At 56.2% G+C, this 27000-nt stretch carries 22 protein-coding genes; 16 read left to right on the forward strand and 6 right to left on the reverse strand.

Translation table 11 applies throughout. From position 1 onward, the window contains the following. The first annotated feature begins 101 nt into the window (after positions 1-101). The 5 genes from rnc to acpS all read left to right on the forward strand — a co-directional run bounded on the left by rnc (position 102) and on the right by acpS (position 3734). Complete coding sequence (gene rnc / locus ABLV12_RS18840) at positions 102-782, forward strand: ribonuclease III (RefSeq protein WP_004104573.1); 681 nt, start codon at positions 102-104, stop codon at positions 780-782. Then, positions 779-1684, forward strand: coding sequence for a GTPase Era (gene era, locus ABLV12_RS18845; protein WP_004104571.1), 906 nt, complete (start codon positions 779-781; stop codon positions 1682-1684). The genes rnc and era overlap by 4 nt, the downstream gene beginning before the upstream one ends. A 198-nt stretch (positions 1685-1882) precedes the next feature. Then, positions 1883-2611 (forward strand): DNA repair protein RecO, encoded by a 729-nt coding sequence (gene recO, locus ABLV12_RS18850; RefSeq protein WP_024274566.1) that lies wholly within the window; start codon positions 1883-1885, stop codon positions 2609-2611. 11 nt (positions 2612-2622) lie between these two features. Then, a complete protein-coding gene (gene pdxJ, locus ABLV12_RS18855; RefSeq protein WP_004114481.1) occupies positions 2623-3354 on the forward strand; it encodes a pyridoxine 5'-phosphate synthase in 732 nt (243 codons plus the stop codon). Continuing rightward, positions 3354-3734 (forward strand): holo-ACP synthase, encoded by a 381-nt coding sequence (acpS, locus tag ABLV12_RS18860; RefSeq protein WP_004104568.1) that lies wholly within the window; start codon positions 3354-3356, stop codon positions 3732-3734. Before pdxJ ends, acpS begins: the two co-directional genes overlap by 1 nt. A 45-nt stretch (positions 3735-3779) precedes the next feature. Here the strand turns inward: acpS and ABLV12_RS18865 are convergent, their stop codons facing one another. Together ABLV12_RS18865 and ABLV12_RS18870 are read right to left on the reverse strand one after the other, a co-directional pair. Then, entirely contained in the window at positions 3780-4040 is a 261-nt protein-coding gene (locus tag ABLV12_RS18865; protein ID WP_064398103.1) for a YfhL family 4Fe-4S dicluster ferredoxin, read from the reverse strand. Positions 4041-4204: 164 nt separating this feature from the next. After that, positions 4205-5053, reverse strand: coding sequence for a MurR/RpiR family transcriptional regulator (locus ABLV12_RS18870; RefSeq protein ID WP_004104559.1), 849 nt, complete (start codon positions 5051-5053; stop codon positions 4205-4207). A 209-nt stretch (positions 5054-5262) separates the two neighbouring features. Between ABLV12_RS18870 and yfhb the strand changes: the two genes are divergently transcribed. Next, positions 5263-5898, forward strand: a complete 636-nt coding sequence (gene yfhb / locus ABLV12_RS18875) for a phosphatidylglycerophosphatase C (RefSeq protein ID WP_004114470.1) — start codon at positions 5263-5265, stop codon at positions 5896-5898. A 58-nt stretch (positions 5899-5956) separates the two neighbouring features. Continuing rightward, positions 5957-6463, forward strand: coding sequence for a tRNA adenosine(34) deaminase TadA (gene tadA / locus ABLV12_RS18880; protein WP_064398105.1), 507 nt, complete (start codon positions 5957-5959; stop codon positions 6461-6463). Here tadA and mltF read toward each other — a convergent pair. After that, on the reverse strand, positions 6460-8076 hold the full coding sequence (gene mltF / locus ABLV12_RS18885) for a membrane-bound lytic murein transglycosylase MltF (RefSeq protein ID WP_160886150.1): 1617 nt from the start codon (positions 8074-8076) through the stop codon (positions 6460-6462). The two genes, tadA and mltF, sit on opposite strands and share 4 nt — an antisense overlap. Before the next feature lie 174 nt (positions 8077-8250). On the opposite strand from mltF, the gene purL reads away from it, so the two are divergent. From purL to glnB, 5 genes are all read left to right on the forward strand, one after another. After that, a complete protein-coding gene (gene purL / locus ABLV12_RS18890) occupies positions 8251-12138 on the forward strand; it encodes a phosphoribosylformylglycinamidine synthase (protein ID WP_032705237.1) in 3888 nt (1295 codons plus the stop codon). Between the two features lie 671 nt (positions 12139-12809). Beyond that, positions 12810-14246, forward strand: coding sequence for a HAMP domain-containing sensor histidine kinase (locus ABLV12_RS18895; RefSeq protein ID WP_348867238.1), 1437 nt, complete (start codon positions 12810-12812; stop codon positions 14244-14246). Between the two features lie 13 nt (positions 14247-14259). Then, positions 14260-14964, forward strand: coding sequence for a two-component system QseEF-associated lipoprotein QseG (gene qseG, locus ABLV12_RS18900; RefSeq protein WP_004114463.1), 705 nt, complete (start codon positions 14260-14262; stop codon positions 14962-14964). Next, entirely contained in the window at positions 14951-16288 is a 1338-nt protein-coding gene (glrR, locus tag ABLV12_RS18905) for a two-component system response regulator GlrR (protein ID WP_017145534.1), read from the forward strand. The genes qseG and glrR overlap by 14 nt, the downstream gene beginning before the upstream one ends. Before the next feature lie 65 nt (positions 16289-16353). After that, the gene (gene glnB / locus ABLV12_RS18910) at positions 16354-16692 is read left to right on the forward strand and encodes a nitrogen regulatory protein P-II (RefSeq protein WP_002914032.1); all 339 of its coding nucleotides are present in this window, start codon (positions 16354-16356) and stop codon (positions 16690-16692) included. Positions 16693-16750: 58 nt separating this feature from the next. Here glnB and hmpA read toward each other — a convergent pair whose 3' ends face one another. Beyond that, on the reverse strand, positions 16751-17941 hold the full coding sequence (gene hmpA, locus ABLV12_RS18915) for an NO-inducible flavohemoprotein (protein ID WP_049591681.1): 1191 nt from the start codon (positions 17939-17941) through the stop codon (positions 16751-16753). 325 nt (positions 17942-18266) lie between these two features. On the opposite strand from hmpA, the gene glyA reads away from it, so the two are divergent. Further along, positions 18267-19520, forward strand: coding sequence for a serine hydroxymethyltransferase (gene glyA / locus ABLV12_RS18920; protein ID WP_004104543.1), 1254 nt, complete (start codon positions 18267-18269; stop codon positions 19518-19520). Positions 19521-19575: 55 nt separating this feature from the next. Here the strand turns inward: glyA and ABLV12_RS18925 are convergent, their stop codons facing one another. Together ABLV12_RS18925 and ABLV12_RS18930 are read right to left on the reverse strand one after the other, a co-directional pair. Then, positions 19576-19998 (reverse strand): DoxX family protein, encoded by a 423-nt coding sequence (locus tag ABLV12_RS18925; protein WP_264822641.1) that lies wholly within the window; start codon positions 19996-19998, stop codon positions 19576-19578. A gap of 74 nt (positions 19999-20072) precedes the next feature. After that, positions 20073-21269, reverse strand: coding sequence for an ROK family transcriptional regulator (locus tag ABLV12_RS18930; protein ID WP_160886146.1), 1197 nt, complete (start codon positions 21267-21269; stop codon positions 20073-20075). Between the two features lie 112 nt (positions 21270-21381). Here ABLV12_RS18930 and ABLV12_RS18935 point away from each other — a divergent pair, with 112 nt between their 5' ends. The 3 genes from ABLV12_RS18935 to ABLV12_RS18945 all read left to right on the forward strand — a co-directional run bounded on the left by ABLV12_RS18935 (position 21382) and on the right by ABLV12_RS18945 (position 27000). Continuing rightward, positions 21382-24657, forward strand: a complete 3276-nt coding sequence (locus ABLV12_RS18935; RefSeq protein ID WP_348867229.1) for a DUF5107 domain-containing protein — start codon at positions 21382-21384, stop codon at positions 24655-24657. Between the two features lie 70 nt (positions 24658-24727). Then, complete coding sequence (locus ABLV12_RS18940; RefSeq protein WP_016809513.1) at positions 24728-26164, forward strand: sugar porter family MFS transporter; 1437 nt, start codon at positions 24728-24730, stop codon at positions 26162-26164. Next, positions 26164-27000, forward strand: coding sequence for an aldose 1-epimerase (locus tag ABLV12_RS18945; RefSeq protein ID WP_108704687.1), 837 nt, complete (start codon positions 26164-26166; stop codon positions 26998-27000). The genes ABLV12_RS18940 and ABLV12_RS18945 overlap by 1 nt, the downstream gene beginning before the upstream one ends.

Here is a 27000-nt window from a genome sequence, read left to right on the forward strand (position 1 = left end):
TTGTCTCTCGTAAGATTGACACAGCACACGAAACCGCGTTGGTTTTTACTCAGGTCGGTTTCGTGTGCTGCATTTTTGACGCATTCATCTATTGGTAACGCATGAACCCCATCGTAATTAATCGGCTTCAACGGAAGCTGGGCTACACTTTTCATCATCAGGAGCTGTTGCAACAGGCATTAACTCACCGCAGTGCCAGCAGCAAACACAATGAGCGCCTGGAGTTTTTAGGCGACTCAATATTGAGCTTTGTGATCGCAAACGCCCTCTATCATCGTTTCCCTCGGGTAGACGAAGGCGATATGAGCCGCATGCGCGCGACGCTGGTACGAGGCAACACGCTGGCAGAAATTGCCCGCGAGTTCGAATTAGGTGAATGCCTGCGTCTTGGGCCGGGTGAACTGAAAAGCGGAGGCTTTCGCCGTGAATCGATACTGGCGGACACCGTTGAAGCTTTAATCGGCGGGATTTTCCTCGACAGCGATATTCAGAACGTTGAGCGCCTTATCCTCTCCTGGTACCAGAGCCGTCTGGACGAAATCAGCCCTGGTGACAAGCAAAAAGATCCGAAGACGCGCTTGCAGGAGTATCTGCAGGGGCGTCATCTGCCGCTGCCGTCTTACCTGGTGGTACAGGTTCGCGGTGAAGCGCACGATCAGGAATTTACTATCCACTGCCAGGTTAGCGGCCTGAGTGAACCGGTGGTTGGCACGGGTTCTAGCCGTCGCAAGGCGGAGCAGGCTGCCGCCGAACAGGCGCTGAAAAAGCTGGAGCTGGAATGAGCGAAGAAAAGAACTACTGCGGATTTATTGCCATCGTTGGTCGTCCAAACGTGGGCAAATCCACATTGCTGAATAAGCTGCTCGGGCAGAAGATCTCGATCACTTCCCGAAAAGCGCAGACCACGCGTCACCGCATCGTTGGTATCCATACTGAAGGCCCGTATCAGGCGATCTACGTCGATACCCCCGGTCTGCATATGGAAGAAAAACGCGCGATTAACCGCCTGATGAACAAGGCGGCAAGCAGCTCTATTGGCGACGTTGAGCTGGTTATCTTCGTGGTTGAAGGGACCCGCTGGACGCCGGACGACGAGATGGTGCTCAACAAGCTGCGCGACGGTAAAGCGCCGGTGATTCTGGCGGTCAACAAAGTCGACAACGTCCAGGAAAAAGCGGATCTTCTGCCACATCTGCAGTTCCTCGGCAGTCAGATGAACTTCCTCGATATCGTACCGATTTCTGCGGAAACGGGGCTGAATGTTGATACGATCGCCGGTATCGTGCGCAAGCATTTGCCGGAGGCGATTCACCACTTCCCGGAAGATTACATCACTGACCGTTCGCAGCGCTTTATGGCTTCCGAGATCATTCGTGAAAAGCTGATGCGTTTCCTTGGCGCAGAACTGCCATATTCCGTCACCGTCGAAATTGAGCGTTTTGTGACCAATGAGCGCGGCGGTTACGACATTAACGGCCTGATTCTGGTTGAGCGCGAAGGGCAGAAGAAGATGGTGATTGGTAACAAAGGGGCCAAAATCAAAACCATCGGTATCGAAGCGCGTAAAGACATGCAGGATATGTTTGAAGCGCCGGTTCACCTTGAACTTTGGGTGAAAGTGAAATCCGGCTGGGCTGATGACGAACGCGCGCTGCGCAGTCTCGGTTACGGCGACGATCTCTAAGTTTGGATACTCTATGGCTTTCGAGGTGCAGGACAAAACACAAAGTGTTTTGAACAGCGCTTGCGCTGGCTCCGAAGGAGCGAGGCCAGAGGCTGAGTCGCGCGGCAAGAACGCGAGTCCCCGGGAGCTTACTTCAGTAATTGACTGGGGTCAGTGGGCGCAGCCAACGCACCTGCGGCTTGAAAGACGACGAGTATGATGGAAGGCTGGCAACGCGCTTTCGTACTGCATAGTCGTCCCTGGAGCGAAACCAGCCTGATGCTGGACGTCTTCACGGAAGAGTCCGGTCGCGTGCGGCTTGTTGCAAAAGGCGCACGTTCCAAACGCTCGAACCTCAAAGGCGCTCTTCAGCCTTTTACCCCCTTACTGCTCCGCTTTGGCGGGCGCGGCGAAGTTAAAACGCTGCGCAGCGCGGAAGCCGTCTCGCTGGCGCTCCCTCTCAGCGGTATCACGCTCTACAGCGGACTTTACGTCAACGAACTGCTCTCTCGCGTGCTTGAGCACGAAACGCGCTTCTCGGAACTCTTTTTCGATTATCTGCACTGTATCCAGTCGCTGGCTGGCGCTACAGGTTCGCCGGAACCGGCGCTTCGGCGGTTTGAGCTGGCGCTGCTTGGGCATCTGGGATATGGCGTTGATTTCCTGCACTGCGCCGGCAGCGGAGAGGCGGTTGACGATACGATGACCTACCGCTACCGTGAAGAGAAAGGATTTATTGCCAGCGTGGTTATTGATAACAACACCTTTACCGGGCACCATCTGAAGGCGCTGGCCAGCCGCGAATTTCCGGACAGCGATGCGCTGCGCGCGGCAAAGCGTTTCACCCGAATCGCCCTGAAGCCCTATCTTGGTGGGAAGCCGTTAAAAAGTCGCGAGCTGTTTCGTCAGTTTTTGCCCGCACGGGCCGATAAAACAAATAACGATTAACGAGGATTGTCATGGCTGAATTACTGTTAGGGGTCAACATTGACCACATAGCGACATTACGCAACGCTCGCGGTACCGCTTATCCGGATCCGGTACAGGCGGCCTTTATCGCCGAGCAGGCAGGCGCTGACGGTATTACTGTTCATCTGCGCGAAGATCGCCGCCATATTACCGATCGCGACGTGCGTATTTTGCGCCAGACTCTGGATACCCGCATGAACCTTGAGATGGCGGTGACGGAAGAGATGCTGAAAATTGCCTGTGAGACTCAACCGCATTTCTGCTGCCTGGTGCCGGAAAAACGTCAGGAAGTGACAACCGAAGGCGGACTGGATGTGGCGGGGCAGCTCGATAAAATGCGCGATGCCTGTAAGCGTCTGGCCGATGCCGGTATTCTGGTCTCCCTGTTTATTGATGCTGACCACGCGCAAATTAAGGCCGCAGCGGACGTCGGCGCGCCTTTTATCGAAATTCACACCGGCTGCTATGCTGATGCGCAAACGGACGCCGGACAGGCAAAAGAGCTGGAACGTATCGCCAAAGCGGCAACCTATGCCGCGAGCCTGGGGCTGAAGGTTAACGCCGGTCACGGCCTGACGTACCATAACGTTAAGGCTATTGCCGCGCTGCCGGAAATGCACGAGCTGAACATCGGCCATGCGATTATTGGCCGGGCGGTAATGAGCGGCCTGAAGGAAGCGGTTGCGGAAATGAAGCGTCTGATGCAGGAAGCTCGCGGCTGATGGCGATTCTCGGACTGGGTACTGATATTGTTGAAATTGCCCGTATTGACGCGGTGATAGCCCGCAGCGGCGATCGTCTTGCCCGTCGCGTACTCAGCGATTTTGAATGGGCGATATGGGAACAGCATCAGCAGCCGGTCCGTTTTCTGGCGAAGCGTTTCGCCGTTAAAGAAGCGGCGGCCAAGGCGCTTGGCACCGGCATCCGCAACGGGCTGGCGTTCAATCAGTTTGAGGTTTACAACGACGAGCTGGGTAAGCCAAAGCTGCGATTGTGGGGCGAGGCAAAGGGTCTGGCGGAGCGTATGGGCGTAAGCAGCATTCACGTGACGCTGGCCGACGAGCGTCACTATGCCTGCGCCACGGTGATTATCGAAAGCTAATTGTTACAGGCCGGAGAGGTCGGTTAACGCCGCCATCCGGCAATATCACAGTTTGTCCGCGTGGTGCAGCAGGACAAACTTATCCCACAGCTGCTCTTCATTCTCGTTATGGACCGGATCTTTCAGAATGGTATTTGGGATCGGGCACACCTTCTGGCAGGTTGGCGTATCATAGTGGCCGACGCATTCGGTGCAGCGATCGCTGTTAATTTCATAAATGCTATCACCCATGGATATCGCCTCATTCGGGCACTCCGGCTCGCACATATCGCAGTTGATACATTTTTTGGTGATTAACAGCGCCATCAGGAATTTCTCAGAAACAACACAAACAGGGCGGGCATTATACGCCCATTTTTCGCTCGGGCCAGCTCTTTTCAACCGCGGGGCGACCCTCCGCAGCAGAGAAATTTTGCCCGCTCTGAGCCAATAAGAGAGTGTGCTTTTGACAGCGGGCAGGGCACTCGGGGTTACACCAGCTTTTTCACCAGCGCTTCGCTATGGCGAATTCGCTCCGGGGCACGTTCAAGATCCTGCTGCACCAGTCCCATAAACAGAAGATCGGTCAGCATCATCTGCGCGCTGGTAGAGGAGATCGCGGCGCTGCGCGTAGCCTGTTCTTCCGCTATGGTATACAGGCACAGCGTCGCCTGTTGCTGAAGAGCGTTGGGATTAAATCCGGTGATCGCCAGGATCTGGCTTCCTACTCGTAACGCTTCACCAGCCGCCATGTTGATCTCGCGTCGTTCACCGGAGTAGGAAATAGCCAACAGCAGATCGTCCGGCGACATCGCCTGTACCGTCGCCAGCAGCGCATGCATATCCTGTTCTGACACGGCATTAATGCCGATTTTCATTAGCTTCCAGCTGAAGTTTCTTGCCACCAGCCCCGACGCGCCGATACCGGTAATAATGACCCGGCGGGCGTGGCGCAATAGCGTGACGGCTTCGAACAGCTTCTCTTCGGCGTTGACGTCCAGCGAAGCGTGCATGGCCGCGATATTATCTTTAATGAGTTTTTCGCCTACCAGTCGGAGAGGATCGTCGCCGCGGATCTGATTATGTACCGGCACGGACTGTGGCGTAGGGGCGCTTGCCAGGGCTTCGCTTAACGCCAGCTTTAATGCCGGAAAACCTTTGAAACCCATCTTCTGCGCAAATTTGACTACGCTTGACTGGCTGACCCCGGCTTCGCCCGCCAGCTGTTGCGAGCTAAGGTGGCGGGTTTTATCCGGTTGGGCCAGAATGAAATCGGCCAGTTTTTTATCGCTTGCGGCCAGCGTTGGGTAGCGCTGGCGAATACGGGTCAAACAGTTCATAGCGGCTCCGGAGGACGGCTTCACCCTCGACTGAAAGAATTTTGTATTCGATTATAAGAGGATTACTGCGAATTAAAAATTCTGAGCTTCAGATTTCTCTGCAGAAGCGTTTTCTTAATCCGGATTCAACAACAGCGTATGTTTTCGCTATTCGCAGCTTAAGACTGCTAAGCTATTGGTTATCAGGCGATCGTTCAGGGGAGTGGGTTTTGAATAGCAGTACGCGGAGAGTGGTTTTCTTTGATCTGGATGGAACCTTACATCAGCAGGATATGTTCGGCAGCTTTTTGCGCTATGTCCTGCGCCACCAGCCGCTAAATGTCCTGCTGGTGATTCCTTTATTACCGGTTATTGCCGTCGGGCTGATGCTGTTCGGACGCGCTGCGCGCTGGCCGATGAGCCTGCTGCTGTGGGCGTCAACTTTTGGCCGCAGCGAGCGTCACCTGAAACGCCTTGAGGCGAGTTTCGCCCGCTGGTTTCGCCAGCACGTCACGGCGTTCCCGGTAGTACAGGCGCGGCTCAACAACTATCTGACCAGCACCGATGCGGACGTCTGGCTGATTACCGGCTCGCCGCAGTCGCTGGTTGAGCAGGTTTATTTTGATACTCCCTGGCTGCCGCGAGTGAACCTGATCGCCAGCCGGATGGAGCGTCGTTGCGGCGGCTGGGGATTAACCCTGCGCTGCCTCGGCAATGAAAAAGTGGCGCAGCTGGAACAAAAAATCGGCGCTCCGCTGCGATTGTACAGCGGCTACAGCGACAGCGAGCAGGATAACCCGCTGCTCTATTTTTGCCAGCACCGCTGGCGGGTGACGCCGCAGGGCGATCTTCAGCAGTTAGAATAGTGTGTAATACATAACGTCCATGTATAATGCGCCCCGCTTTTCTGCAGGAGTGCCCGCTTTGTCTGACCATGAATTAAATGATGAATACTGGATGCGTCACGCTCTGACGCTGGCGAAACGCGCCTGGGAAGAGGGCGAAGTGCCGGTCGGCGCGGTACTGGTGCATAATCATCAGGTCATCGGCGAAGGCTGGAATCGGCCAATCGGACGTCACGATCCGACCGCGCACGCCGAAATTATGGCGCTGCGTCAGGGCGGGCTGGTGCAGCAAAACTATCGTCTGATTGACGCAACGCTGTACGTTACCCTTGAACCCTGCGTGATGTGCGCCGGGGCGATGGTCCATAGTCGCATCTCTCGGCTGGTTTTTGGCGCCAGAGATGCGAAAACCGGCGCAGCCGGGTCGCTCATCGACGTGCTGCACCATCCGGGAATGAACCATCGGATCGAGATAACGGAAGGTATTTTGGCTGAGGCCTGTTCCGGCATGCTGAGCGATTTTTTCCGCTGGCGACGCGAAGAGAAAAAAGCGCTGAAGCGAGCTAGCCGGCAAGCGGAAGGTTAATGCCCTGTACCGGGGATTTTCAGCTTCGCGTTGTCCACCAGCGTTTCTGCGCGGAAGCTGAAAAAGGACATGGCGTACTGCTCTTCCTTACCCAGCTCCTCCGGCATGACTGCCGGATAGTGCTCGCCTAGTGCCGCTATCTGGGCGTCCTTTCTCTCTTTTTCAGAAAGATAGCCCACGAGGCTAATATGATATTTACGGATATTTTCGACGTAGGCGTAGGCTTCGTGGCCGCGTGCAAAGCCGTACTTCAGCCGGCTGTAGTAGTTTTTCTGGCTTAGCAGCGGCAGACGCTGCTTCACATCGGCCCAGCTATTCGGGTTGCCTTTCTGCTTTTTCGTCAGCGCCATTGCATCGAGCATATGCGCGTAGCCCATATTGTAAGCCGCCAGCGCAAACCAGATGCGTTCATCCTGCGGGACCGACTCCGGCACTTTATTCATCATATCCTGTAAATAACGCATGCCGCCGTCGAGGCTTTGCTCGGCGTCGGTACGATCGGTCAGGCCCAGACTTTGAGCGGTATTGCGGGTCAGCATCATGATGCCGCGAACGCCGGTCGGGGAGGTGGCCTGCGGATCCCAGTGCGATTCCTGCCATGAGATAGCCGCCAGCAGCCGCCAGTCTATCTGACGGGCATATTTTTCAAACATTGGCTGCAGGTCCGGGAGCACGCTTTCCACGGCGCGCAGGAAGGTACGGGTGTCTACATAATCAAAATCGTTGCCGTGACCAAGGTATTTCTCCTCCAGCCTCGCCAGTGTGCCGTCCTCGTTAATATTATTGAAGAAATCGAGCATTGCCGCCGGCAGGGAGTTGTCCTCACCTTTTTCGCTAAACCAGGTGACCGGCTGCTCGTCGCTGATATCAAGCGCGACGGCCAGCTCCGGATGGACGCGCTGGAACAGGCTGACGGCGACCGAATCAGCAACGGTATAGTCGAGTTTGCCATCAATAACCGCCTGCATCAGCGCCGTCGTCCCGCGTTTCTCGTCCACGCGCCAGTCGAGATCGGGGTATTTTTGCTTTTTTAGGGCCTGAAGATCGTTAATCGCCACGTGTCCGGGAGCAATCGCCAACTGGTCGGCGGTAAGATTTGCCAGGCTGCGCGGACGCAGGCTGCCTTTGCGATAAACCAGCTGTTGCGAAACGGAGTAGTAGGTTGGCCCGGCCTGATAGTTCTTCACCCGTTCGGAATTGTAGACCAGGCCGGCAGCCAGCATATCGGCTTTGCCTTCATCGAGGTCATCAAACAGCTGGCTGATATTCTGCCTGACGGTGACTTTTAGCTCGACGCCGAGGTAGTCGGCAAACTGCTGCGCCAGCTCATAATCAAAACCGTAGGTCCGATCGTTAATGGTCGCGAAGGTCATTGGCGAATTAATGGTGCTGATACGCAGTTCTCCACGCGCCATGATCCCGGCCACGCGGTTTTCCGGCTTACCCATCCACGGGAGAGACGGCCACAGGGCAGCCGCCAGCAGGAGAGTCACAATGCCGATGAGCAGATAATTAATCTTTAATTTTTTCAGATAGTTAATCTTCTGCAGCTTCGGGTTCCTCAGCAGACTATGACCAGAATAAGTAAAAGGTTGTCGTGGAATGAGCGGCATTTTGCTTAAGAATGCGCCAGTTGGCAACTTATTCGCGAGGAGGGTCACATTTATTGATAAACCCTGGCAATCATTTTATTTCTACGCAAACGGTTTCGTCGGGGCGCAGGATTCACTATAATGGCGCCCGTTTCCCCCCTGGCTCACCATGAAAGCTTCGAAGACGAGAGACTTATGATGGAAATTTTGCGTGGTTCACCTGCACTGTCGGCATTCCGTATCAATAAACTGCTGGCACGTTTCCAGGCGGCCAACCTTCCGGTCAGCACGATATATGCCGAGTACGTTCATTTTGCCGACCTTAGCGCCCCGCTCAGCGACAACGATCGCGAGAGTCTGGCAAGGTTGCTCAAGTATGGCCCGAACTTAAGCAGCCATACCCCAACCGGCAAGCTACTGCTCGTTACCCCCCGTCCCGGCACCATCTCTCCCTGGTCTTCTAAAGCTACCGACATCGCCCATAACTGCGGCCTGTCTCAGATTGTGCGCCTTGAGCGCGGCGTCGCGTATTACGTCGAAGCCAGCAGCCTCAACGATGAACAGTGGTCGCTGGTGGCGGCCGAACTTCATGACCGCATGATGGAAAGCGTTTTCGGCGCGCTGGAAGAGGGTGAAAAACTGTTTGCCCATCATCAGCCAACGCCGGTCACCAGCGTTGACCTGCTGGGCCTGGGGCGTCAGGCGCTGATTGACGCCAACCTCCGTCTGGGGCTTGCGCTGGCGGATGACGAAATTGACTATCTGCAGGATGCTTTCCAGACGCTGGGCCGCAACCCGAACGATATCGAACTCTATATGTTCGCGCAGGCTAACTCCGAGCACTGCCGACACAAGATTTTTAACGCCGACTGGGTCATCGATGGCGAAAAGCAGCCGAAGTCGCTGTTCAAAATGATCAAAAACACCTTCGAGAAAACCCCGGACTACGTGCTGTCTGCTTATAAAGACAACGCCGCGGTAATGGAAGGTTCAGCCGTGGGGCGCTACTTTGCCGACCACGCAACCGGTCGCTACGACTTCCACCAGGAAGACGCGCATATTCTGATGAAGGTCGAAACCCATAACCACCCGACGGCGATCTCTCCGTGGCCGGGCGCGGCGACAGGTTCCGGCGGCGAAATTCGCGATGAAGGCGCCACCGGACGCGGGGCGAAGCCAAAAGCCGGCCTGGTGGGTTTCTCGGTTTCCAACCTGCGGATTCCGGGGTTTGAACAGCCGTGGGAAGAAGATTTCGGCAAACCGGATCGTATCGTTACCGCGCTGGATATCATGACTGAAGGTCCGCTGGGCGGCGCGGCGTTTAACAACGAATTTGGTCGTCCGGCGCTCAACGGCTATTTCCGTACCTATGAAGAGAAGGTAACCAGCCACAACGGCGAAGAGCTGCGCGGCTACCATAAGCCCATTATGCTGGCGGGCGGAATCGGCAACATTCGCGGCGAACACGTGCAGAAGGGCGAAATTGTCGTCGGCGCGAAGCTGATTGTTCTCGGCGGTCCGGCAATGAACATCGGTCTCGGCGGCGGCGCGGCCTCTTCAATGGCCTCCGGCCAGTCCGATGCCGACCTCGATTTCGCCTCCGTACAGCGCGATAACCCGGAGATGGAACGTCGTTGCCAGGAGGTTATCGACCGCTGCTGGCAGCTGGGCGACGCCAACCCGATTTTGTTTATCCACGATGTCGGCGCTGGCGGTCTGTCGAACGCCATGCCTGAGCTGGTCAGCGACGGCGGACGCGGCGGTAAATTCCAGCTGCGCGATATCCTCAGCGATGAGCCGGGCATGAGCCCGCTGGAGATCTGGTGTAACGAATCGCAGGAACGTTATGTGCTGGCGGTTGCGCCGGAGCAACTGCCGTTGTTTGATGAGCTGTGCCGCCGCGAACGCGCGCCGTACGCGGTGATTGGCGAAGCAACCGAAGCGCTGCATCTGAGCCTTGATGATGCCCATTTTGACGATCGTCCGATCGACCTGCCGCTTGACGTGCTGCTGGGCAAAACGCCGAAAATGACCCGTGACGTGCAGACGTTGAAAGCGCAGGGCCAGAGTCTGCAACGCCAGGGCATCACTATTGCCGACGCGGTGAATCGCGTGCTGCACCTGCCGACGGTCGCGGAGAAAACCTTCCTCGTCACCATTGGCGATCGCACCGTCACCGGTATGGTGGCGCGCGATCAGATGGTGGGGCCGTGGCAGGTTCCGGTGGCTAACTGTGCGGTCACCACCGCCAGCCTCGATAGCTACTACGGCGAAGCGATGTCCATTGGCGAACGTGCGCCGGTGGCGCTGCTGGACTTCGCCGCCTCCGCCCGTCTGGCTGTTGGCGAGGCGCTGACCAACATCGCGGCGACGCAGATTGGCGCGCTCAATCGCGTGAAGCTGTCGGCAAACTGGATGGCCGCTGCCGGTCACCCGGGCGAAGACGCCGGTTTATATGAAGCGGTAAAAGCGGTGGGCGAAGAGCTCTGTCCTGCCCTGGGACTGACTATTCCGGTGGGTAAAGACTCCATGTCGATGAAAACCCGCTGGCAGGAAGGGGCTGAACAGCGCGAGATGACTTCTCCGCTGTCTCTGGTGATTTCCGCCTTTGCCCGCGTGGAAGACGTACGCCGTACCGTCACCCCACAGCTCTCCACCGAAGACAACGCCCTGCTGCTGATTGATTTAGGCAAGGGGAACAATGCGCTGGGCGCGACCGCGCTGGCGCAGGTTTATCGTCAGCTTGGCGATGTGACTGCCGACGTTCGCGATGTCGCGCAGTTGAAAGGCTTCTGGGACGCAATGCAGGCGCTGGTGGCTGAAGATAAGCTGCTGGCCTGGCACGACCGTTCCGACGGCGGTCTGCTGGTCACCCTGGCCGAGATGGCCTTTACCGGCCACTGCGGCGTCAACGTTGATATCGCCGCGCTCGGCGAGGATCGCCTGGCCGCACTGTTTAACGAAGAGCTTGGCGGCGTCATTCAGGTTCGTGCCGCCGATCGTCAGGCCGTGGAAGCCACGTTGGCCGCTCATGGCCTGGCGGATTGCGTTCACTATATTGGCCAGGCTACGGCGGGCGATCGCTTCGTCATCGAGGCCGACGGTCATCCGGTATTCAGCGAAAGCCGCACCACGCTGCGCATGTGGTGGGCAGAAACCACCTGGCAAATGCAGCGTCTTCGCGATAACCCGGAATGCGCTGACCAGGAGCACGAGGCGAAAGCCAACGATGCCGATCCAGGGCTCAACGTGAAGCTCTCCTTTGATATCAATGAGGATATCGCTGCGCCTTATATTGCCACCGGCGCGCGTCCGAAGGTCGCGGTGCTGCGTGAGCAGGGCGTGAACTCCCATGTAGAAATGGCCGCGGCGTTCCATCGCGCTGGCTTTGATGCCATCGACGTGCACATGAGCGATCTGCTGGCGGGCCGTACCGGTCTTGCTGATTTCCAGGCGCTGGTGGCCTGCGGCGGCTTCTCCTACGGTGACGTTTTAGGCGCCGGTGAAGGCTGGGCGAAATCGATTCTGTTCAATGAGCGGGTTCGCGACGAGTTTGCCACCTTCTTCCATCGTCCGCAGACCCTGGCGCTGGGCGTGTGCAACGGCTGCCAGATGATGTCTAATCTGCGCGAGCTGATCCCGGGCAGCGACCTGTGGCCGCGCTTTGTGCGTAACCAGTCTGACCGCTTTGAAGCGCGCTTCAGCCTGGTTGAGGTGACGCAGAGCCCGTCTCTGCTGCTGCAGGGTATGGTGGGATCGATGATGCCGATTGCCGTATCCCACGGTGAAGGGCAGGTGGAAGTTCGCGATGGCGCGCATCTGGCGCAGCTGGAAAGTAAAGGCCTGGTGGCGCTGCGCTTCGTCGATAACTTCGGTAAGGTGACGGAAAACTATCCGGCCAACCCGAATGGTTCGCCGAACGGTATCACTGCGGTAACCAGCGAAAGCGGGCGCGCGACCATCATGATGCCGCACCCGGAACGCGTGTTCCGCACCGTGTCGAACTCCTGGCACCCGGAAAACTGGGGCGAAGACAGCCCGTGGATGCGTATTTTCCGCAACGCGCGTAAACAGCTGGGCTAAAAATCGTTTACAAATCGAATTAAGCCTCCTGCCCACGCAGGGGGCTTTTTTATTTATGGGGTACTTCGAAAGCAGGTGTCGGGGATCGCCGACAAACGCGCTGTGGTGGTGTCGTCAAAAGGTGACATTTAACTTATTGATTCATAAAGGCATCACTGAATCATTCACCCGATGTTGCTAATCAGCGACACTTTGTACAAAAAGTGACCATCATCATCCGTGCCCATAAATAGTAAAAAGACATTATATTTCATTGTGTTAATAAAATGTTTTGAGATGTGGCATAGTTCGTGCATAATTATAACCAGTGGCTCATTCACCTTCTTATGTCAGCCCCTTCGGGACGCGCTACATAAACTTCGAATGACGCACAAACAGGTGCCTGCCGTCCAACTCCTGATAACAGCTCTGCTTTATCAGTCATCGGGCGAAACGTCGAGTAAGGCACCGCCTCATTTCATAATAAAGCCAGGCTCCCGTAGCCTGGCTTTATTATACTCGTCGTCTTTTGTGCTGCAGGTGCGTTGGCCGCATCTGTTCACCCCGGTCACTTACTTGAGTAAGCTCCCGGGGATTCTCAGCTTTGCCGCCTTCCTGTAACTCAAAATCCATAGAGTATATTGGGTATATTCAGGTAGCATCGTAGTGAGCTAATGATTGAGACCCTATCCGTGAAGCGACTCTCCCTTTTCCCCCGTTCGCTGCGCCAGCTGGTCACGCTATCCTTCGTGCTGATCCTGCTTCCGCTGCTGGTGCTGGCATGGCAGGCGTGGCAAAGCCTTAACGCCCTCAGCGCCCAGGCGGCGCATATTAATCGCACCACCCTTATCGACGCCCGCCGCAGCGAGGCGATGATTAACGCGTCGCTGGAAATGGAGCGTAGCTACCGGCAGTACTGCGTGCTGGACGATCCGACGCTGGCGCGGGTCTATCAAAATCAACGCCAACGCTACAGCGAAATGCTTGACGCTCACGCGGGCGTTCTGCCTGATGAAAAAATCTGGCAGGCGCTGCGTCAGGATCTCGACGATCTGGCCGAGCTGCAGTGTAAAAATAGCGGCCCGGCGGCGAAGTCAGCAGTCAGCCTGGAAGCGTTTGCTTCCGCCAATAGCGACATGGTCCAGGCAACCCGGACGGTGGTCTATTCGCGTGGACAGCAGCTGCAGCAGGAAATCGCCGAGCGCGGCCAGTTCTTCGGCTGGCAGGCGCTGGTGCTGTTCCTGCTCAGCCTGTCGCTGGTGCTGCTGTTCACCCGCATGATTATCGGCCCGGTAAAGGGCATTGAAAGAATGATCAACCGACTGGGCGAGGGGAAATCGCTGGACGATGCCGCGCTGTTTACCGGCCCGCGCGAGCTGCGCTCCGTCGGTAAACGCATTATCTGGCTGAGCGAACGCCTTGCCTGGCTGGAATCCCAGCGCCATCAGTTCCTGCGCCATCTTTCCCATGAGCTGAAAACGCCGCTGGCCAGCATGCGCGAAGGGACGGAACTGCTCGCTGACCGGGTGGCCGGGCCGCTGACGCCCGAGCAGCAGGAGATCGTGGAGATTCTGGATAACAGCAGCCGCAACCTGCAAAAGCTGATTGAGCAACTGCTGGACTATAACCGCAAACAGGCCGATGGCCCGATTGCGCGCGAGACGGTCAACCTGGCCGAACTGGTGGAAAATGTGGTTTCTGCCCATAGCCTGCCGGCAAGAGCTAAAATGATGCATACCGAACTGTTGCTCAGCGAGCGTTTTTGCGAAGCGGAGCCCGCTCTGCTGGTGAGTGTACTGGATAATCTCTACTCCAATGCGGTGCACTATGGTGCTGAATCCGGTAACATTCGAATCCATAGCTATCGGCACGGCGAGCAGGTGCGCATTGACGTCATTAACGACGGCGAGCCGATCCCGTCCGCAGAAAGAAACATGATTTTTGAGCCTTTTTATCAGGGAAGCCACCAGCGTAAAGGGGCGGTAAAAGGCAGCGGTCTGGGGCTGAGCATTGCCCGCGACTGCGTACGGCAAATGCAGGGCGAGCTGAGCCTGGTTGATGAGAAGTCAGGGCTAATCTGTTTTCGTATCACGCTCCCCGTCGCCGAGTCTGGAAAAAATAACGTCTAACTATCGGGTGAATATGTCCCACTTCTTCGCATTTGTCCGTCCCCTCAGGGGATGGCTGCTGTCAGGCATTTCCTGCCTGGCGCTGGCGGGATGTTCCGCCTCTACATCACCACACGCCGCGGATGGCAAAACGCTCTCCGCGCTGCCGCAGCATCAGGTCGCCGATTTTCTTTCGGTGGAGTGCGCTGATATCTGGAATCTGCAAAGCGAAGCCAGCGACAAAAATCCGCTCTACTGGCTGCGTGGAATTGACTGCGCCGATCGTCTTGCTCCGGTGCAGGCGCGGGCGGAGGCCCGGCTGCACAGCGGCGACAGCTGGCAGGATGCCTTTAAGCGCGGCATTTTACTGGCTGATGCCAAAATTACGCCTAACGAGCGCCGGGAACTGGTCGCCAGTCTGGATAGCTTCAGCCCGCAAATCGCCCCTCAGGTGCGCCCGCTCTATCAGCTCTGGCGCGATGCTCAGGGCCGGCAGCTTCAGCTGATTGACGAGCGTTCCCGCTACGCCAAACTGCAGCAGTCAAACGATGCGGAGCTGGAGACGCTGCGACAGCAGGAAATTGAGCTACGCAGTCAGCTCGAACTGACGACCCGCAAGCTGGAGAATCTCACCGATATCGAGCGTCAGCTCTCCAGCCGTAAACCCGGCGGGAACTTCAGCTCTGACGCCGGGCACGGCGGCGATAAAGTCCCGGAGGTGATTCATGACGATCCGTAAACCCGCCCGTCTGCTATTAGTGGACGACGATCCGGGGCTGCTGAAGCTGCTGGGTATGCGTCTGGTCAGCGAAGGGTATAGCGTAGTGACCGCCGAGAGCGGGCCGGAGGCGCTGCGGACGCTAAGTCGCGACAAGGTCGATCTGGTGGTCAGCGACCTGCGGATGGATGAGATGGACGGACTCCAGCTGTTCAGCGAAATCCAGAAGGTTCAGCCGGGGATGCCGGTGATCATTCTCACTGCGCACGGTTCCATTCCGGACGCCGTTGCCGCGACCCAGCAGGGCGTGTTTAGCTTTCTCACCAAGCCGGTGGATAAAGACGCTCTTTATAAAGCGATTGATGACGCGCTGGAGCAGAGCGCGCCAACCACCGACGAGCGCTGGCGTCAGGCGATTGTGACCCGTAGCCCGTTGATGGAGCGACTGCTGGAGCAGGCCGGGATGGTGGCGCAGTCGGACGTCAGCGTGCTGATTAACGGCCAGAGCGGTACCGGCAAGGAGATTGTCGCCCAGGCAATTCATAACGCCAGCCCGCGCCGCGATAAACCTTTTGTCGCCATTAACTGCGGCGCGCTTCCCGAACAGTTGCTGGAGTCAGAATTGTTCGGCCACGCGCGCGGCGCTTTTACCGGCGCAGTCAGCAATCGCGAGGGGCTATTCCAGGCCGCAGAAGGCGGGACCTTGTTTCTTGATGAAATTGGCGATATGCCGGTTGCGCTACAGGTGAAACTGCTGCGCGTTCTGCAGGAACGTAAAGTGCGCCCGCTGGGCAGCAATCGCGATATCGATATTGATGTGCGGATTATTTCTGCGACCCATCGCGACCTGCCGAAGGCCATGGCGCGAGGCGAATTTCGTGAAGATCTGTTCTATCGTCTCAACGTGGTGAGTCTGAAAATCCCGCCGCTGGCTGAGCGTACGGAAGATATTCCGCTGCTGGCGAACCATCTGCTGCGCCAGTCTGCCGATCGCCATAAACCTTTTGTCCGCGCATTTTCCACGGATGCGATGAAGCGGCTGATGGCCGCTAAATGGCCGGGCAACGTGCGCCAGCTGGTGAACGTGATTGAGCAGTGCGTGGCGCTGACCTCTTCGCCGGTCATTAGCGACGCCCTGGTAGAGCAGGCGCTGGAAGGGGAAAACACCGCGCTGCCGACGTTTGTCGAAGCGCGGAATCAGTTTGAGCTCAATTACCTGCGCAAGCTGCTGCAAATTACCAAAGGGAACGTCACGCATGCGGCCCGGATGGCGGGGCGCAATCGCACCGAATTTTATAAGCTGCTGTCGCGCCACGAGCTCGACGCTAATGACTTTAAAGAGTAGCTCCGGATGATGGCGCAAGTTATGATACGGTTAGCAACCGGTTACGCGACTAAAACAGGAACACCATGAAAAAGATTGATGCGATTATTAAACCCTTCAAACTGGATGACGTGCGTGAAGCGCTGGCCGAAGTCGGCATCACCGGTATGACGGTAACGGAAGTGAAAGGCTTTGGCCGTCAGAAGGGGCATACCGAGCTGTATCGCGGCGCGGAGTATATGGTCGATTTTCTGCCGAAAGTGAAAATCGAAATCGTTGTTACCGATGATATCGTCGACACCTGCGTGGATACCATTATTCGTACAGCGCAGACCGGCAAAATCGGCGACGGTAAAATCTTTGTTTTCGATGTCGCGCGCGTGATTCGTATCCGTACCGGCGAAGAAGACGACGCGGCGATTTAAGCTGTCAAACCGGATGGCGGTCCGGCAATTTCCGGGCCGCCTGCATTTATCGCTCCGTTTACAGCACCTTGTGCGGGCCGAAGCACTCATAATGAATGTTGCCGCTGCTCACGCCCAGATCTACCAGCTGCTTCGCGGCAAACTGCATAAACGCCACCGGGCCGCAGAGATAGAACTGCATTTGCGGGTCGCCGATCTTGTCGGCCAGCGCCGTTAAATCCATCAAACCTTCACTATCAAACGCGCCGGATTCACGGTCCGCTTCGCTCGGGCTGCGGTACCAGACGTGAGAAGTAAACTTCGGCAGCGTTTCACCCAGCGTTTTAACTTCGTCCGCGAAGGCGTGTACGTCGCCGTTCTCTGCCGCATGGAACCAGTTCACCTGCGCCGGATGCTGCGCTTTTGCCAGCACATCCAGCATCGCCAGCATTGGCGTCTGACCGACGCCGCCGGAGAGCAGCGTGACCGGGGTTTCCGGCGCCACGTTGAGGAAGAAATCACCGGCCGGCGCGGCCAGATAAATCACGTCGCCTTCTTTCGCTGAATCATGCAGCCAGTTTGAAACCTGGCCGCCGTTTTCACGTTTAACCGCGATACGATAGCCTTTACCGTCGGGTTTGCGGGTCAAAGAGTACTGGCGAATTTCCTGATGCGGAAAACCTTCCGGCTTCAGCCAGACCGCCAGATACTGGCCTGGATGATATTCCGCTACCGCGCCGCCGTCGACCGGCTCAAATTCAAAGCTGGTAATCAGCGCGCTGCGCGGCGTTTTTTTGACGATGCGGAATGCGCGGGTGCCTTCCCAGCCGCCGGTTTTGCTGGCGCTTTCGTTATAGATTTGCGCTTCACGATTAATAAAGACGTTGGCCAGCACCCCGTAGGCCTTGCCCCAGGCATCCAGTACTTCCTGGCCCGGACTGAACATCTCATCGAGGGTCGCCAGCAGGTGAGTACCAACAATATTGTACTGCTCGGGTTGAATCTGGAAGCTGGTGTGCTTCTGGGCGATTTTCTCTACCGCCGGCAGCAGGGCGGGCAGGTTCTCGAGATTGCTGGCATACGCGGCAATCGCGTTGAACAGCGCCTCGCGCTGGTCGCCGTTGCGCTGATTGCTCATATTGAAGATTTCTTTTAATTCGGGATTGTGAGCAAACATGCGGTCGTAAAAATGAGCGGTCAGTTTTGGACCGGTTTCAACCAGCAGGGGGATGGTGGCTTTCACCGTAGCGATGGTCTGGGCGTCGAGCATAGCAGCTTCCTTTATAAGTTATCTTAATGATGCATATTAAATGCATCTTATAAAAATAACCCTGCTTTGTAAATGGTTCTTTAACGCTTTACCTTAAGACAGTTACAACATGAATTATTTGCATCACAAACCTGAAAAGAAATCCGTTGATAATCGAAGGTGCTTTATTGCTCAAAGCCTTGTGTAATGCGGAGCCAATCGTTTGCGTAAAATCCTTTGTCAAGACCTGTTATCGCAGAATGATTCAGTTATACTGTGGGCCGTTGTCCAGGTGGACCGCCTTTTTAGGCCGAAATTTTATTGTTAGCTGAGTCAGGAGATGCGGATGTTAAAGCGTGAAATGAACATTGCCGATTATGATGCCGAACTGTGGCAGGCTATGGAGCAAGAAAAAGTACGTCAGGAAGAGCACATCGAACTGATCGCCTCCGAAAACTACACCAGCCCGCGCGTAATGCAGGCGCAGGGCTCTCAGCTGACCAACAAATACGCTGAAGGATACCCGGGCAAGCGCTACTACGGCGGCTGTGAATACGTCGATATCGTAGAGCAGCTGGCTATTGACCGCGCTAAAGAACTGTTCGGCGCTGACTACGCTAACGTGCAGCCGCACTCCGGCTCCCAGGCGAACTTCGCGGTCTATACCGCTCTGCTGCAGCCGGGCGATACCGTTCTGGGTATGAACCTGGCGCAAGGTGGCCACCTGACTCACGGCTCTCCGGTCAACTTCTCTGGCAAACTGTACAACATCATCCCTTACGGTATCGATGAGTCCGGTAAAATTGACTATGACGATATGGCTAAGCAGGCTCAGGAACATAAACCGAAGATGATTATCGGTGGTTTCTCGGCTTATTCCGGCGTGGTTGACTGGGCAAAAATGCGTGAAATCGCTGACAGCATCGGCGCATACCTGTTCGTCGATATGGCTCACGTTGCCGGTCTGATCGCCGCAGGCGTTTACCCGAACCCGGTTCCGCATGCTCACGTCGTGACCACCACCACCCACAAAACCCTGGCTGGTCCGCGCGGCGGCCTGATCCTGGCGAAAGGCGGCAGCGAAGAGCTGTACAAAAAACTGAACTCCGCCGTATTCCCGAGCGCCCAGGGCGGCCCGCTGATGCACGTTATCGCGGCGAAAGCCGTCGCGCTGAAAGAAGCGATGGAGCCAGAGTTCAAAGTTTACCAGCAGCAGGTAGCGAAAAACGCTAAAGCGATGGTCGAAGTGTTCCTGAACCGCGGCTACAAAGTGGTTTCCGGCGGCACTGAAAACCATCTGTTCCTGCTGGATCTGGTCGATAAAAACCTGACCGGTAAAGAAGCTGACGCAGCCCTGGGCCGCGCCAACATCACCGTCAACAAAAACAGCGTGCCGAACGATCCGAAGAGCCCGTTTGTGACCTCCGGTATCCGTATCGGGTCTCCGGCGGTGACCCGTCGCGGCTTTAAGGAAGCAGAAGTCAAAGAGCTGGCCGGCTGGATGTGCGACGTGCTGGACAACATCAATGACGAAGCGGTCATTGAGCGCGTGAAGGGTAAAGTGCTGGATATCTGCGCACGCTTCCCGGTCTATGCGTAAGCGTTAGCGTTGAGCTAAAAAAGGCCGCTGATGCGGCCTTTTTTGTGCCTGTTGATTAGCGGCGGTCGAGCGAAATCGCTCCGGGCCCGGTTATTGCCAGCAGCAGGAAGGCGCCGGCAATACTGACGTTTTTCCAGAAGTTAATCATGTTCGGTAGTACCGCATCGCCGGACATATTCCAGTAGTGATGGCCAATCACCGCGGTGCCAAGAGTATAAAAAATAAACATCACCGCCAGCGGGCGGGTGAAAAAGCCCAGCACAATTAAAATGGCCGCCGGCACCTCCATAATAATGGCAATGATGGCCGCAAGCGTTGGCATCGGCGCGCCGGAGGAGGCCATATACTGCACCGTGCCGCTAAAGCCGAGCAGCTTGGGATAACCGAAAAGAATAAACAGCACCACTACCGCGATACGCGCAATCAGCAGCAGCAGAGAGCGGGAGGAACCAAAGTCAAAGTAGCGTAGAGTGTTCATGATCAGCTCGTTATGAGAGACGTGTGATTTAAACGTAATACACAAATTTGCGCTCCGCCACGTCCCCCTGACGATTAACGCAGCGTCTGCAGTTGCTCCTCAACATACAGATAACCGATCCCCATCAGCTGCTGAGCGCGGGTCAGTGTGCCAAAACCGATTTGGGTGGCATGCGCTCTCGGCGTATCGCCGTGGTCAAACGGATTAAAGCCGGTTTGTTTGACGATACTCTCCAGCCACTGTTCGCCAAAAGCACAGCTGCGACCGTATAGCCAGATCTGGTTAATATTCAAAATATTTAAGAAATTATAAAGACTTAAGCCAATAGCGTTGGCGGCGTTATCAACCCATGCGCGAATATGCACGTCTCCCAGTTCCCAGGCCTCAATGAGCGATGCCGTGGTTAACTGCTCCGGAGATCGCTGCGCCTCAGGCTGGGTTTTAAGCCACATCCGCGCCTGTTTTTTCAACGCGCTGAGGGAGGCTACGGTTTCAAGACAGCCATATCTCCCGCAGTCGCAGGCTTTGCCGTCAGGATTCACAATCGTGTGTCCAATCTGCCCGCTGCCGTAGAGGCTTCCTCGATAAATCTGATCGTTAATCACAAACGATGATCCAATACCGTAATCGACGTTGATCACGCAAAAATCCGGTTGTGGGCCCGGATGCTGCCATTTCTCCGCCAGCGCCAGCATCACGCAGTCATTATCTACCCGTACCTGCACGCCGAGCTGTTCTTCCAGCAGATACTTTATTTCAATCGGCGTTTTCCAGCGCGCCTGGGGCATGGTTTGTGAAACGCCGGTGATCGGATCAACCTGACCATGGACGCCAAGGGCGAGATTGATGCTGTGCTGCGGGTAGAGGCGGTGGATACGCCGCCAGCATTCCACGATGGCCTCCAGAAGGGCCTGCGGCGTAGGGGCATCGATGGGCAAATGCTGGTGGCCGTCAACCGCCAGTAGACGGGCATCGGCAAGCTGATACTCAATACTGGTCGGCGTAATATTCATGCATAGCGTCCAGGCTCCGCGCGCGGGGATCTGGTAGCTTCCGCTGTTCACGCCGCGTTTGCTCATTTTTTCCGTGGAGTGATCGATTAGTCCCTCGCTGAGCAGCTCTTCAAGAATATTGCTCACCGCCGGAATAGAGAGTCCGGTGAGCTGAGAAAGCTGGGATTTACTCAGCTGCTTCTCCCGCCAGAGATGAGCCAAAAAAATGGATTTATTGGCCTGTCTGACCCGGGCATTATTTAAACCGGTACGCTGCATAAACTTAACTCCCTTAACTATATTGCGTGAGCATTGCGCATTTTAGCAGCTAAGTGACGATATAAACTCCTCTCATAGCGAATTTTACCTTACTTTGTTTAGTGGAGGCGTCATGTACGGTTCGGTTAAGGTCTGGCAGGAAATAATTACATTACCTACGTGGACAACGGGGGCGGAGGATCCGAACCCCATGTTTCTGGAAAAACGCGTTTATCAAGGTTCTTCCGGTAACGTCTATCCCTACGGCGTGATTGACACCCTGACCGGCGAACGTGAGATGCGCGATTATCAGGCAGTATGGATGGAGAATGATTTCATTCGAATTATGCTGTTACCGGAACTCGGCGGCCGTATACATCGGGCGTATGACAAGGTTAAACAGCGCGATTTCGTGTATTACAATGAAGTTGTGAAGCCCGCCCTGGTGGGGCTGCTGGGGCCATGGATCTCCGGCGGTATCGAGTTCAACTGGCCGCAGCATCATCGCCCGACGACCTTTATGCCGGTCGACTTTTCGATCCAGTGCGGGGAAAACGGCGTGCAGACCGTATGGATGGGGGAAGCGGAGCCCATGCGCGGTTTGCAGGTCATGACCGGGTTTACTCTCTATCCTGACCGCGCGCTGATTGAAATTACCGGTAAGGTCTTTAATGGTAACGGCACGCCGCGCCATTTCCTGTGGTGGGCCAACCCGGCGGTAAAAGGCGGCGATGCTCACCAGAGCGTTTTCCCGCCCGACGTCACCGCCGTGTTCGATCACGGCAAGCGCGATGTTTCCGCTTTCCCTATTGCCACCGGCACCTACTACAAAGTCGACTATTCTGCGGGCGTCGATATCTCCCGTTATAAAAACGTTCCTGTGCCCACCTCGTATATGGCGGAGAAATCGGATTACGATTTTGTCGGCGCTTATCACCATGACGAGCGCGGTGGGCTACTGCATGTTGCCGATCATCACATCTCTCCGGGCAAAAAACAGTGGAGCTGGGGCTATGGCGACTTTGGCCAGGCATGGGACCGCAATCTGACCGACGAAAATGGCCCTTATATTGAGCTGATGACTGGCGTCTACACCGATAACCAGCCTGACTTTACCTGGCTTGCGCCTTATGAAGAGAAGATTTTTGTGCAAAATTTCCTTCCCTATAGCGAGCTGGGAATGGTGCAAAATGCCAATACGCAACTGGCGCTGAAGCTGGTTCGCGAGTCTGAGCAGCTACAGTTCGGCGTTTACGCCATTGCGCCGCTGGAAAATATCGTTGTTGAACTCAGTGCTGAACAGCAGCCGCTGTATGAAACTCAGCTTACGCTGAAGCCCGGCGAGAGTTGGCGGCATACGCTGCCGGAACATGACGCCGGTCGCTTGACCATCAAGGTGAAAAGTGCAGACAAGCAACTGCTGCTGGATTATCACGAACATATTACTCAGCAGACGCCGCTGCCCGAACCGGCCTCAGCGCCAGCGATGCCGGAAGAGATTCACAACGGTGATGAGCTCTATTTTATCGGCCAGCATCTTGAACAATACAATCACGCCAGCCGCTATGCCGCAGATTACTATCGCCGGGCGATAGCCCTCGATCCGCAGGATTATCGCAATAATGTTGCCCTCGGGACGCTGGCGTTTAACCAGGCCGACTGGGTTTTAGCGGAGCAATGCTCCCGCGCCGCGCTACTTCGCGCCCATCGTCTGAATAAAAATCCGCGCGATGGCGAAGCCAGTATGCTGCTTGCCAGCGCGCTGGAAAGGCAGGGAGATGAACAAGGCGCCAGGGATCACTATTACAAAGCATCCTGGAGCGGTAACTGCCGCGATGCTGCATGGTGGGCGCTGGCAAGGCTGGCGATGAAGCGTGGTGATACGGCCGACGCGCTGGAAAAGGTCAACACCAGTCTGCAGTTCAACGCCAGCAACCATCTGGCTATGGGGCTGAAAGCGCTGGCGTTAGCGGACAGCGGGCGGACGAAAGCGGCGCAGGAGTATATTTTCGCCTGTCTTAAACAATACCCGTTGAGCTATCCGCTGCACTGCGCGCGCTGGATGATTGAGCCCAGCGACGAAGCGCGAGAGAACCTACTGCGGGTAACGGGGCGTAGAGGGATCAACGGCAGCCTGCTGGCGGGCTGGCTGCTTTCTATCGGACAGAAGCAGGCGGCGAAAGAGGTGCTTGAGGTGCTGGATTGTCAGGAGGCGCTGCCGATGCTGTGGCGAGCCTCGTTAAGCGATGACGCCAATAAACGGCAACGGTTGATTGCCGAAGCCGAGCGCTGCCATCCGCAAAAAGTGCGTTTCCCCAATACGCTCGATGAAGTTCAGATGCTGCAAACCCTGAGCGACAGCGCTTTCGCCCGCTATCTGCTCGGTTGCTTCTGGTACAGCAAACGACGCTATGAAGAGGCGGTCAGCTGCTGGCGCGAGACGCTGGCAAAATCACCCGACTATGCGCCCGCTCATCGCCTGCTCGGGGTTTACGCCTGGAATAAACAACAGGATGCGGCGCAGGCGCTGGCTTATCTACAGCGCGCCGTAGAGCTTGAGCCTGAAAACGCGCGCTTCCTCTTTGAGCTTGATTTTCTGCAAAAATCACTGGGTACGCCGGTAAACGAACGACTGGAGAAGCTGGCGGCGCGCAAATCGGTGGTGCTGAAGCGGGACGATCTGACCGCTGAGCTGCTAAGCCTGTGGAATGCTTCCGGCCATTATGCCGATGCCGCCGCTATTCTCGGTACGCGCGTGTTTCATCCCTGGGAAGGCGGGGAAGGGAAAATCACCGGTCAGTATTTGCTCAATCAGCTGCATCGGGCTTTGCAGTTTATTGAACGCGAGGCGTTTACGCAGGCTGCGGACTGTCTGAAAGACGCATTACGCTATCCCGATAATCTGGGGGAGGGGCGACTGCCCGGGCAGACGGACAACGATATCTGGTATTTGCTGGGCTACTGCACGGAACAGGCTGGGGATGCGCAGCAGGCAGAGGAATATTATCAGCTTGCCCTACAAGGAAGCTCAACGCTGGACGCCGGGCGTTACTACAACGATCAGCCCGCTGATTACCTTTTCTGGCAGGGCATCGCGCTGCGTAAGAGCGGTAACCCGGCGCAGGCCGAGCAGCACCTCCAGAATTTTATCACCTGGGCCGGGCAGCATCGGGATGACGTTCCGCAAGCCGACTTTTTTGCCGTCTCTCTTCCGGATTTGGTGGTGCTTGATGTCTCAGCGCAGCAGCAACATCAGCAGCACTGCTTGTTTATTGAAGCGCTGGGCCATCTGGGGCTGGGGAATGTATCCGCCAGCCAGCAGGCGATGCAGCGTCTTCTGCAACTGAACCCGGCTCATGATAAGGCGCATTTGATTCGTCATGCCCTGCAAAGCGGCATTTTTTCCTGAACCTCAAATGGGCGGGCCTGGCTCGCCTGTACCCTACTGTTCCCTGCGTTTCCCTTATAGAGGAATCATTATGAATAACGCGCAGACACATCTCAAAATGGGCTACGTCTGGACTATCTGTCTGGTCGCCGCCTGCGGTGGTTTACTGTTTGGCTATGACTGGGTAGTCATCGGCGGCGCTAAGCCATTTTATGAAGCCTGGTTTTCCATTACCGATCCGGCACAATCCGGCTGGGCTATGAGTTCGGCGCTGGTGGGCTGCGTTTTCGGCGCATTAATCTCGGGATGGTGCGCCGATAAACTCGGGCGCAAGCTGCCCTTAATACTTTCCGCCGTGCTGTTCAGCGCGTCGGCGTGGGGGACGGCGGTCGCCAGCAGTTTCGACATGTTTGTGGTTTACCGCATTGTGGGCGGCGTGGGGATTGGTCTGGCATCCGCTCTCAGCCCGCTTTACATCGCCGAAGTCAGCCCGGCAGAAAAAAGAGGGCGCTTTGTTGCGGTCAACCAGCTCACTATCGTGATTGGCGTGCTGGCCGCTCAGCTTATTAACCTGATGATTGCGGAACCCGTAGAGACGGGGGCGACGCAGCAAATGATTGTAGAAACCTGGAACGGGCAGATGGGCTGGCGCTGGATGTTCGGCGCAGAACTGGTTCCGGCGCTGGCGTTTCTGGTACTGATGTTTTTTGTTCCCGAATCGCCGCGCTGGCTTATGAAAGCCGGTAAGCCTGAGCGTGCCCGAGCCGCGCTGGAACGCATTGGTTCTGCCGACTATGCCGACAGAATATTACGCGACATCGCGCACACGCTGGAAAAAGATAACCATAAAGTATCCTATGGCGCACTGCTGGCTCCGCAGGTGAAACCGATCGTGATCATTGGCATGGTTCTCGCCGTTTTCCAGCAGTGGTGCGGAATCAACGTCATCTTTAACTACGCACAGGAGATTTTTGCCTCAGCGGGCTTCGATATTAACAGCACGCTTAAATCGATCGTCGCGACGGGGGTTGTAAACCTGGTATTTACCCTCGCCGCGCTGCCGCTGGTGGATAAAATCGGCCGCCGTAAACTGATGCTGCTTGGCGCTTCAGGCTTGACGCTGATCTATGTGCTGATTGCCGGCGCTTACGCCATGGGCATTATGGGCTGGCCGGTACTGCTGCTGGTGCTGGCGGCTATTGCCATTTACGCCTTGACCCTGGCGCCGGTCACCTGGGTACTGCTGGCGGAAATCTTTCCCAACCGCGTTCGCGGACTCGCCATGTCTTTAGGTACCCTGGCGCTGTGGATTGCCTGTTTCTTGTTAACCTACACTTTCCCGCTGCTTAATGCCGGACTGGGCGCGGCGGGCAGCTTCTTGCTGTATGGCATCATTTGCGCTGCCGGCTATCTCTATATTCTGCGCAACGTGCCGGAAACAAAGGGGATCACTCTCGAAGCCCTGGAAGAACAGCTGGCGCAACGCCATACGGGCGTTAATGCGGCGAAGCAGGAGCAGACGCGCTAATGGCGGAAGAGTGGATTATGGAGAACGCGCATCTGCGGATGTGCGTCTCTTCTCTGGGCGGCAAAGTGCAAAGTTTATTCTCGCGGCAATATCAGGCGCCGGTGCTATATGAAAATCCCGCTGGCGGCATGTTTCCGATGCTGCCGATGGCCAATCGCGTTGCCGGAAATCGCTTTATTTTTCAGGGACGCGAGATAGTCCTGCCACGTCACCACGCCGACGCGCATTTTTTTCTCCACGGCGACGGTTGGCTGCAGTGCTGGGATATCATTGCGCGCGGCGGCGATTTTTGCGTGTTACAGCTGCGTCGGCAACATGTCTGCGGTTTCGATTACCTGGCGCAGATCCGCTATCAGTTGCTGCGTAACCAACTGATAGCGTCGCTGACGCTTACCCACTGCGGTAGCACGCCTATCCCCTACGGCTGCGGTTTTCATCCCTTTTTCTCCTTTGATAAGCGCAGCACGGTACAGTTTGCCGCCAGTGGCTACTGGCCGGAAGGGGAACAGCATCTTCCGCTGGACTGGCAAAGCCCTCTTCCCGGCTATGCCGATTTCAGTCACCCGCAGTACGGTGAGGATCGCTGGCTAAACGTCGGCTATTCCGGCTGGAGTGGACGAGCGAGGATAGTAAGTAATGTGATGAATATCGCAATTCTTTCGCAAACTTCGTGGTTGATGCTCTTTAGAATGCAGGGTGAACCGTTCCTTTGCCTCGAGCCGCAAACTCACCCGGTAAACGCCCATAACATGGACGGCCAGCCGGGGCTGCGGGTTTTGGGCACCGGAGATACGCTGAATTTTTCGCTAAAAATAGACGTTCAGGGGCGCGAGTAG

Origin of the sequence: Klebsiella sp. CN_Kp100 (assembly GCF_040065315.1) — a bacterium.
GTDB lineage: Bacteria > Pseudomonadota > Gammaproteobacteria > Enterobacterales > Enterobacteriaceae > Klebsiella > Klebsiella oxytoca.

Coding starts and splice junctions, on each gene's coding strand:
- ABLV12_RS18865 (WP_064398103.1), bottom strand. CDS start 4,040: ATGGCGCTGTTAATCACCAAAAAATGTATCAACTGCGATATGTGCGAG.
- ABLV12_RS18940 (WP_016809513.1), top strand. CDS start 24,728: ATGAATAACGCGCAGACACATCTCAAAATGGGCTACGTCTGGACTATC.
- recO (WP_024274566.1), top strand. CDS start 1,883: ATGGAAGGCTGGCAACGCGCTTTCGTACTGCATAGTCGTCCCTGGAGC.
- mltF (WP_160886150.1), bottom strand. CDS start 8,076: ATGCCGCTCATTCCACGACAACCTTTTACTTATTCTGGTCATAGTCTG.
- glrR (WP_017145534.1), top strand. CDS start 14,951: ATGACGATCCGTAAACCCGCCCGTCTGCTATTAGTGGACGACGATCCG.
- hmpA (WP_049591681.1), bottom strand. CDS start 17,941: ATGCTCGACGCCCAGACCATCGCTACGGTGAAAGCCACCATCCCCCTG.
- glyA (WP_004104543.1), top strand. CDS start 18,267: ATGTTAAAGCGTGAAATGAACATTGCCGATTATGATGCCGAACTGTGG.
- ABLV12_RS18930 (WP_160886146.1), bottom strand. CDS start 21,269: ATGCAGCGTACCGGTTTAAATAATGCCCGGGTCAGACAGGCCAATAAA.
- qseG (WP_004114463.1), top strand. CDS start 14,260: ATGTCCCACTTCTTCGCATTTGTCCGTCCCCTCAGGGGATGGCTGCTG.
- ABLV12_RS18935 (WP_348867229.1), top strand. CDS start 21,382: ATGTACGGTTCGGTTAAGGTCTGGCAGGAAATAATTACATTACCTACG.
- ABLV12_RS18945 (WP_108704687.1), top strand. CDS start 26,164: ATGGCGGAAGAGTGGATTATGGAGAACGCGCATCTGCGGATGTGCGTC.
- rnc (WP_004104573.1), top strand. CDS start 102: ATGAACCCCATCGTAATTAATCGGCTTCAACGGAAGCTGGGCTACACT.
- purL (WP_032705237.1), top strand. CDS start 8,251: ATGATGGAAATTTTGCGTGGTTCACCTGCACTGTCGGCATTCCGTATC.
- era (WP_004104571.1), top strand. CDS start 779: ATGAGCGAAGAAAAGAACTACTGCGGATTTATTGCCATCGTTGGTCGT.
- ABLV12_RS18925 (WP_264822641.1), bottom strand. CDS start 19,998: ATGAACACTCTACGCTACTTTGACTTTGGTTCCTCCCGCTCTCTGCTG.
- ABLV12_RS18870 (WP_004104559.1), bottom strand. CDS start 5,053: ATGAACTGTTTGACCCGTATTCGCCAGCGCTACCCAACGCTGGCCGCA.
- glnB (WP_002914032.1), top strand. CDS start 16,354: ATGAAAAAGATTGATGCGATTATTAAACCCTTCAAACTGGATGACGTG.
- acpS (WP_004104568.1), top strand. CDS start 3,354: ATGGCGATTCTCGGACTGGGTACTGATATTGTTGAAATTGCCCGTATT.
- pdxJ (WP_004114481.1), top strand. CDS start 2,623: ATGGCTGAATTACTGTTAGGGGTCAACATTGACCACATAGCGACATTA.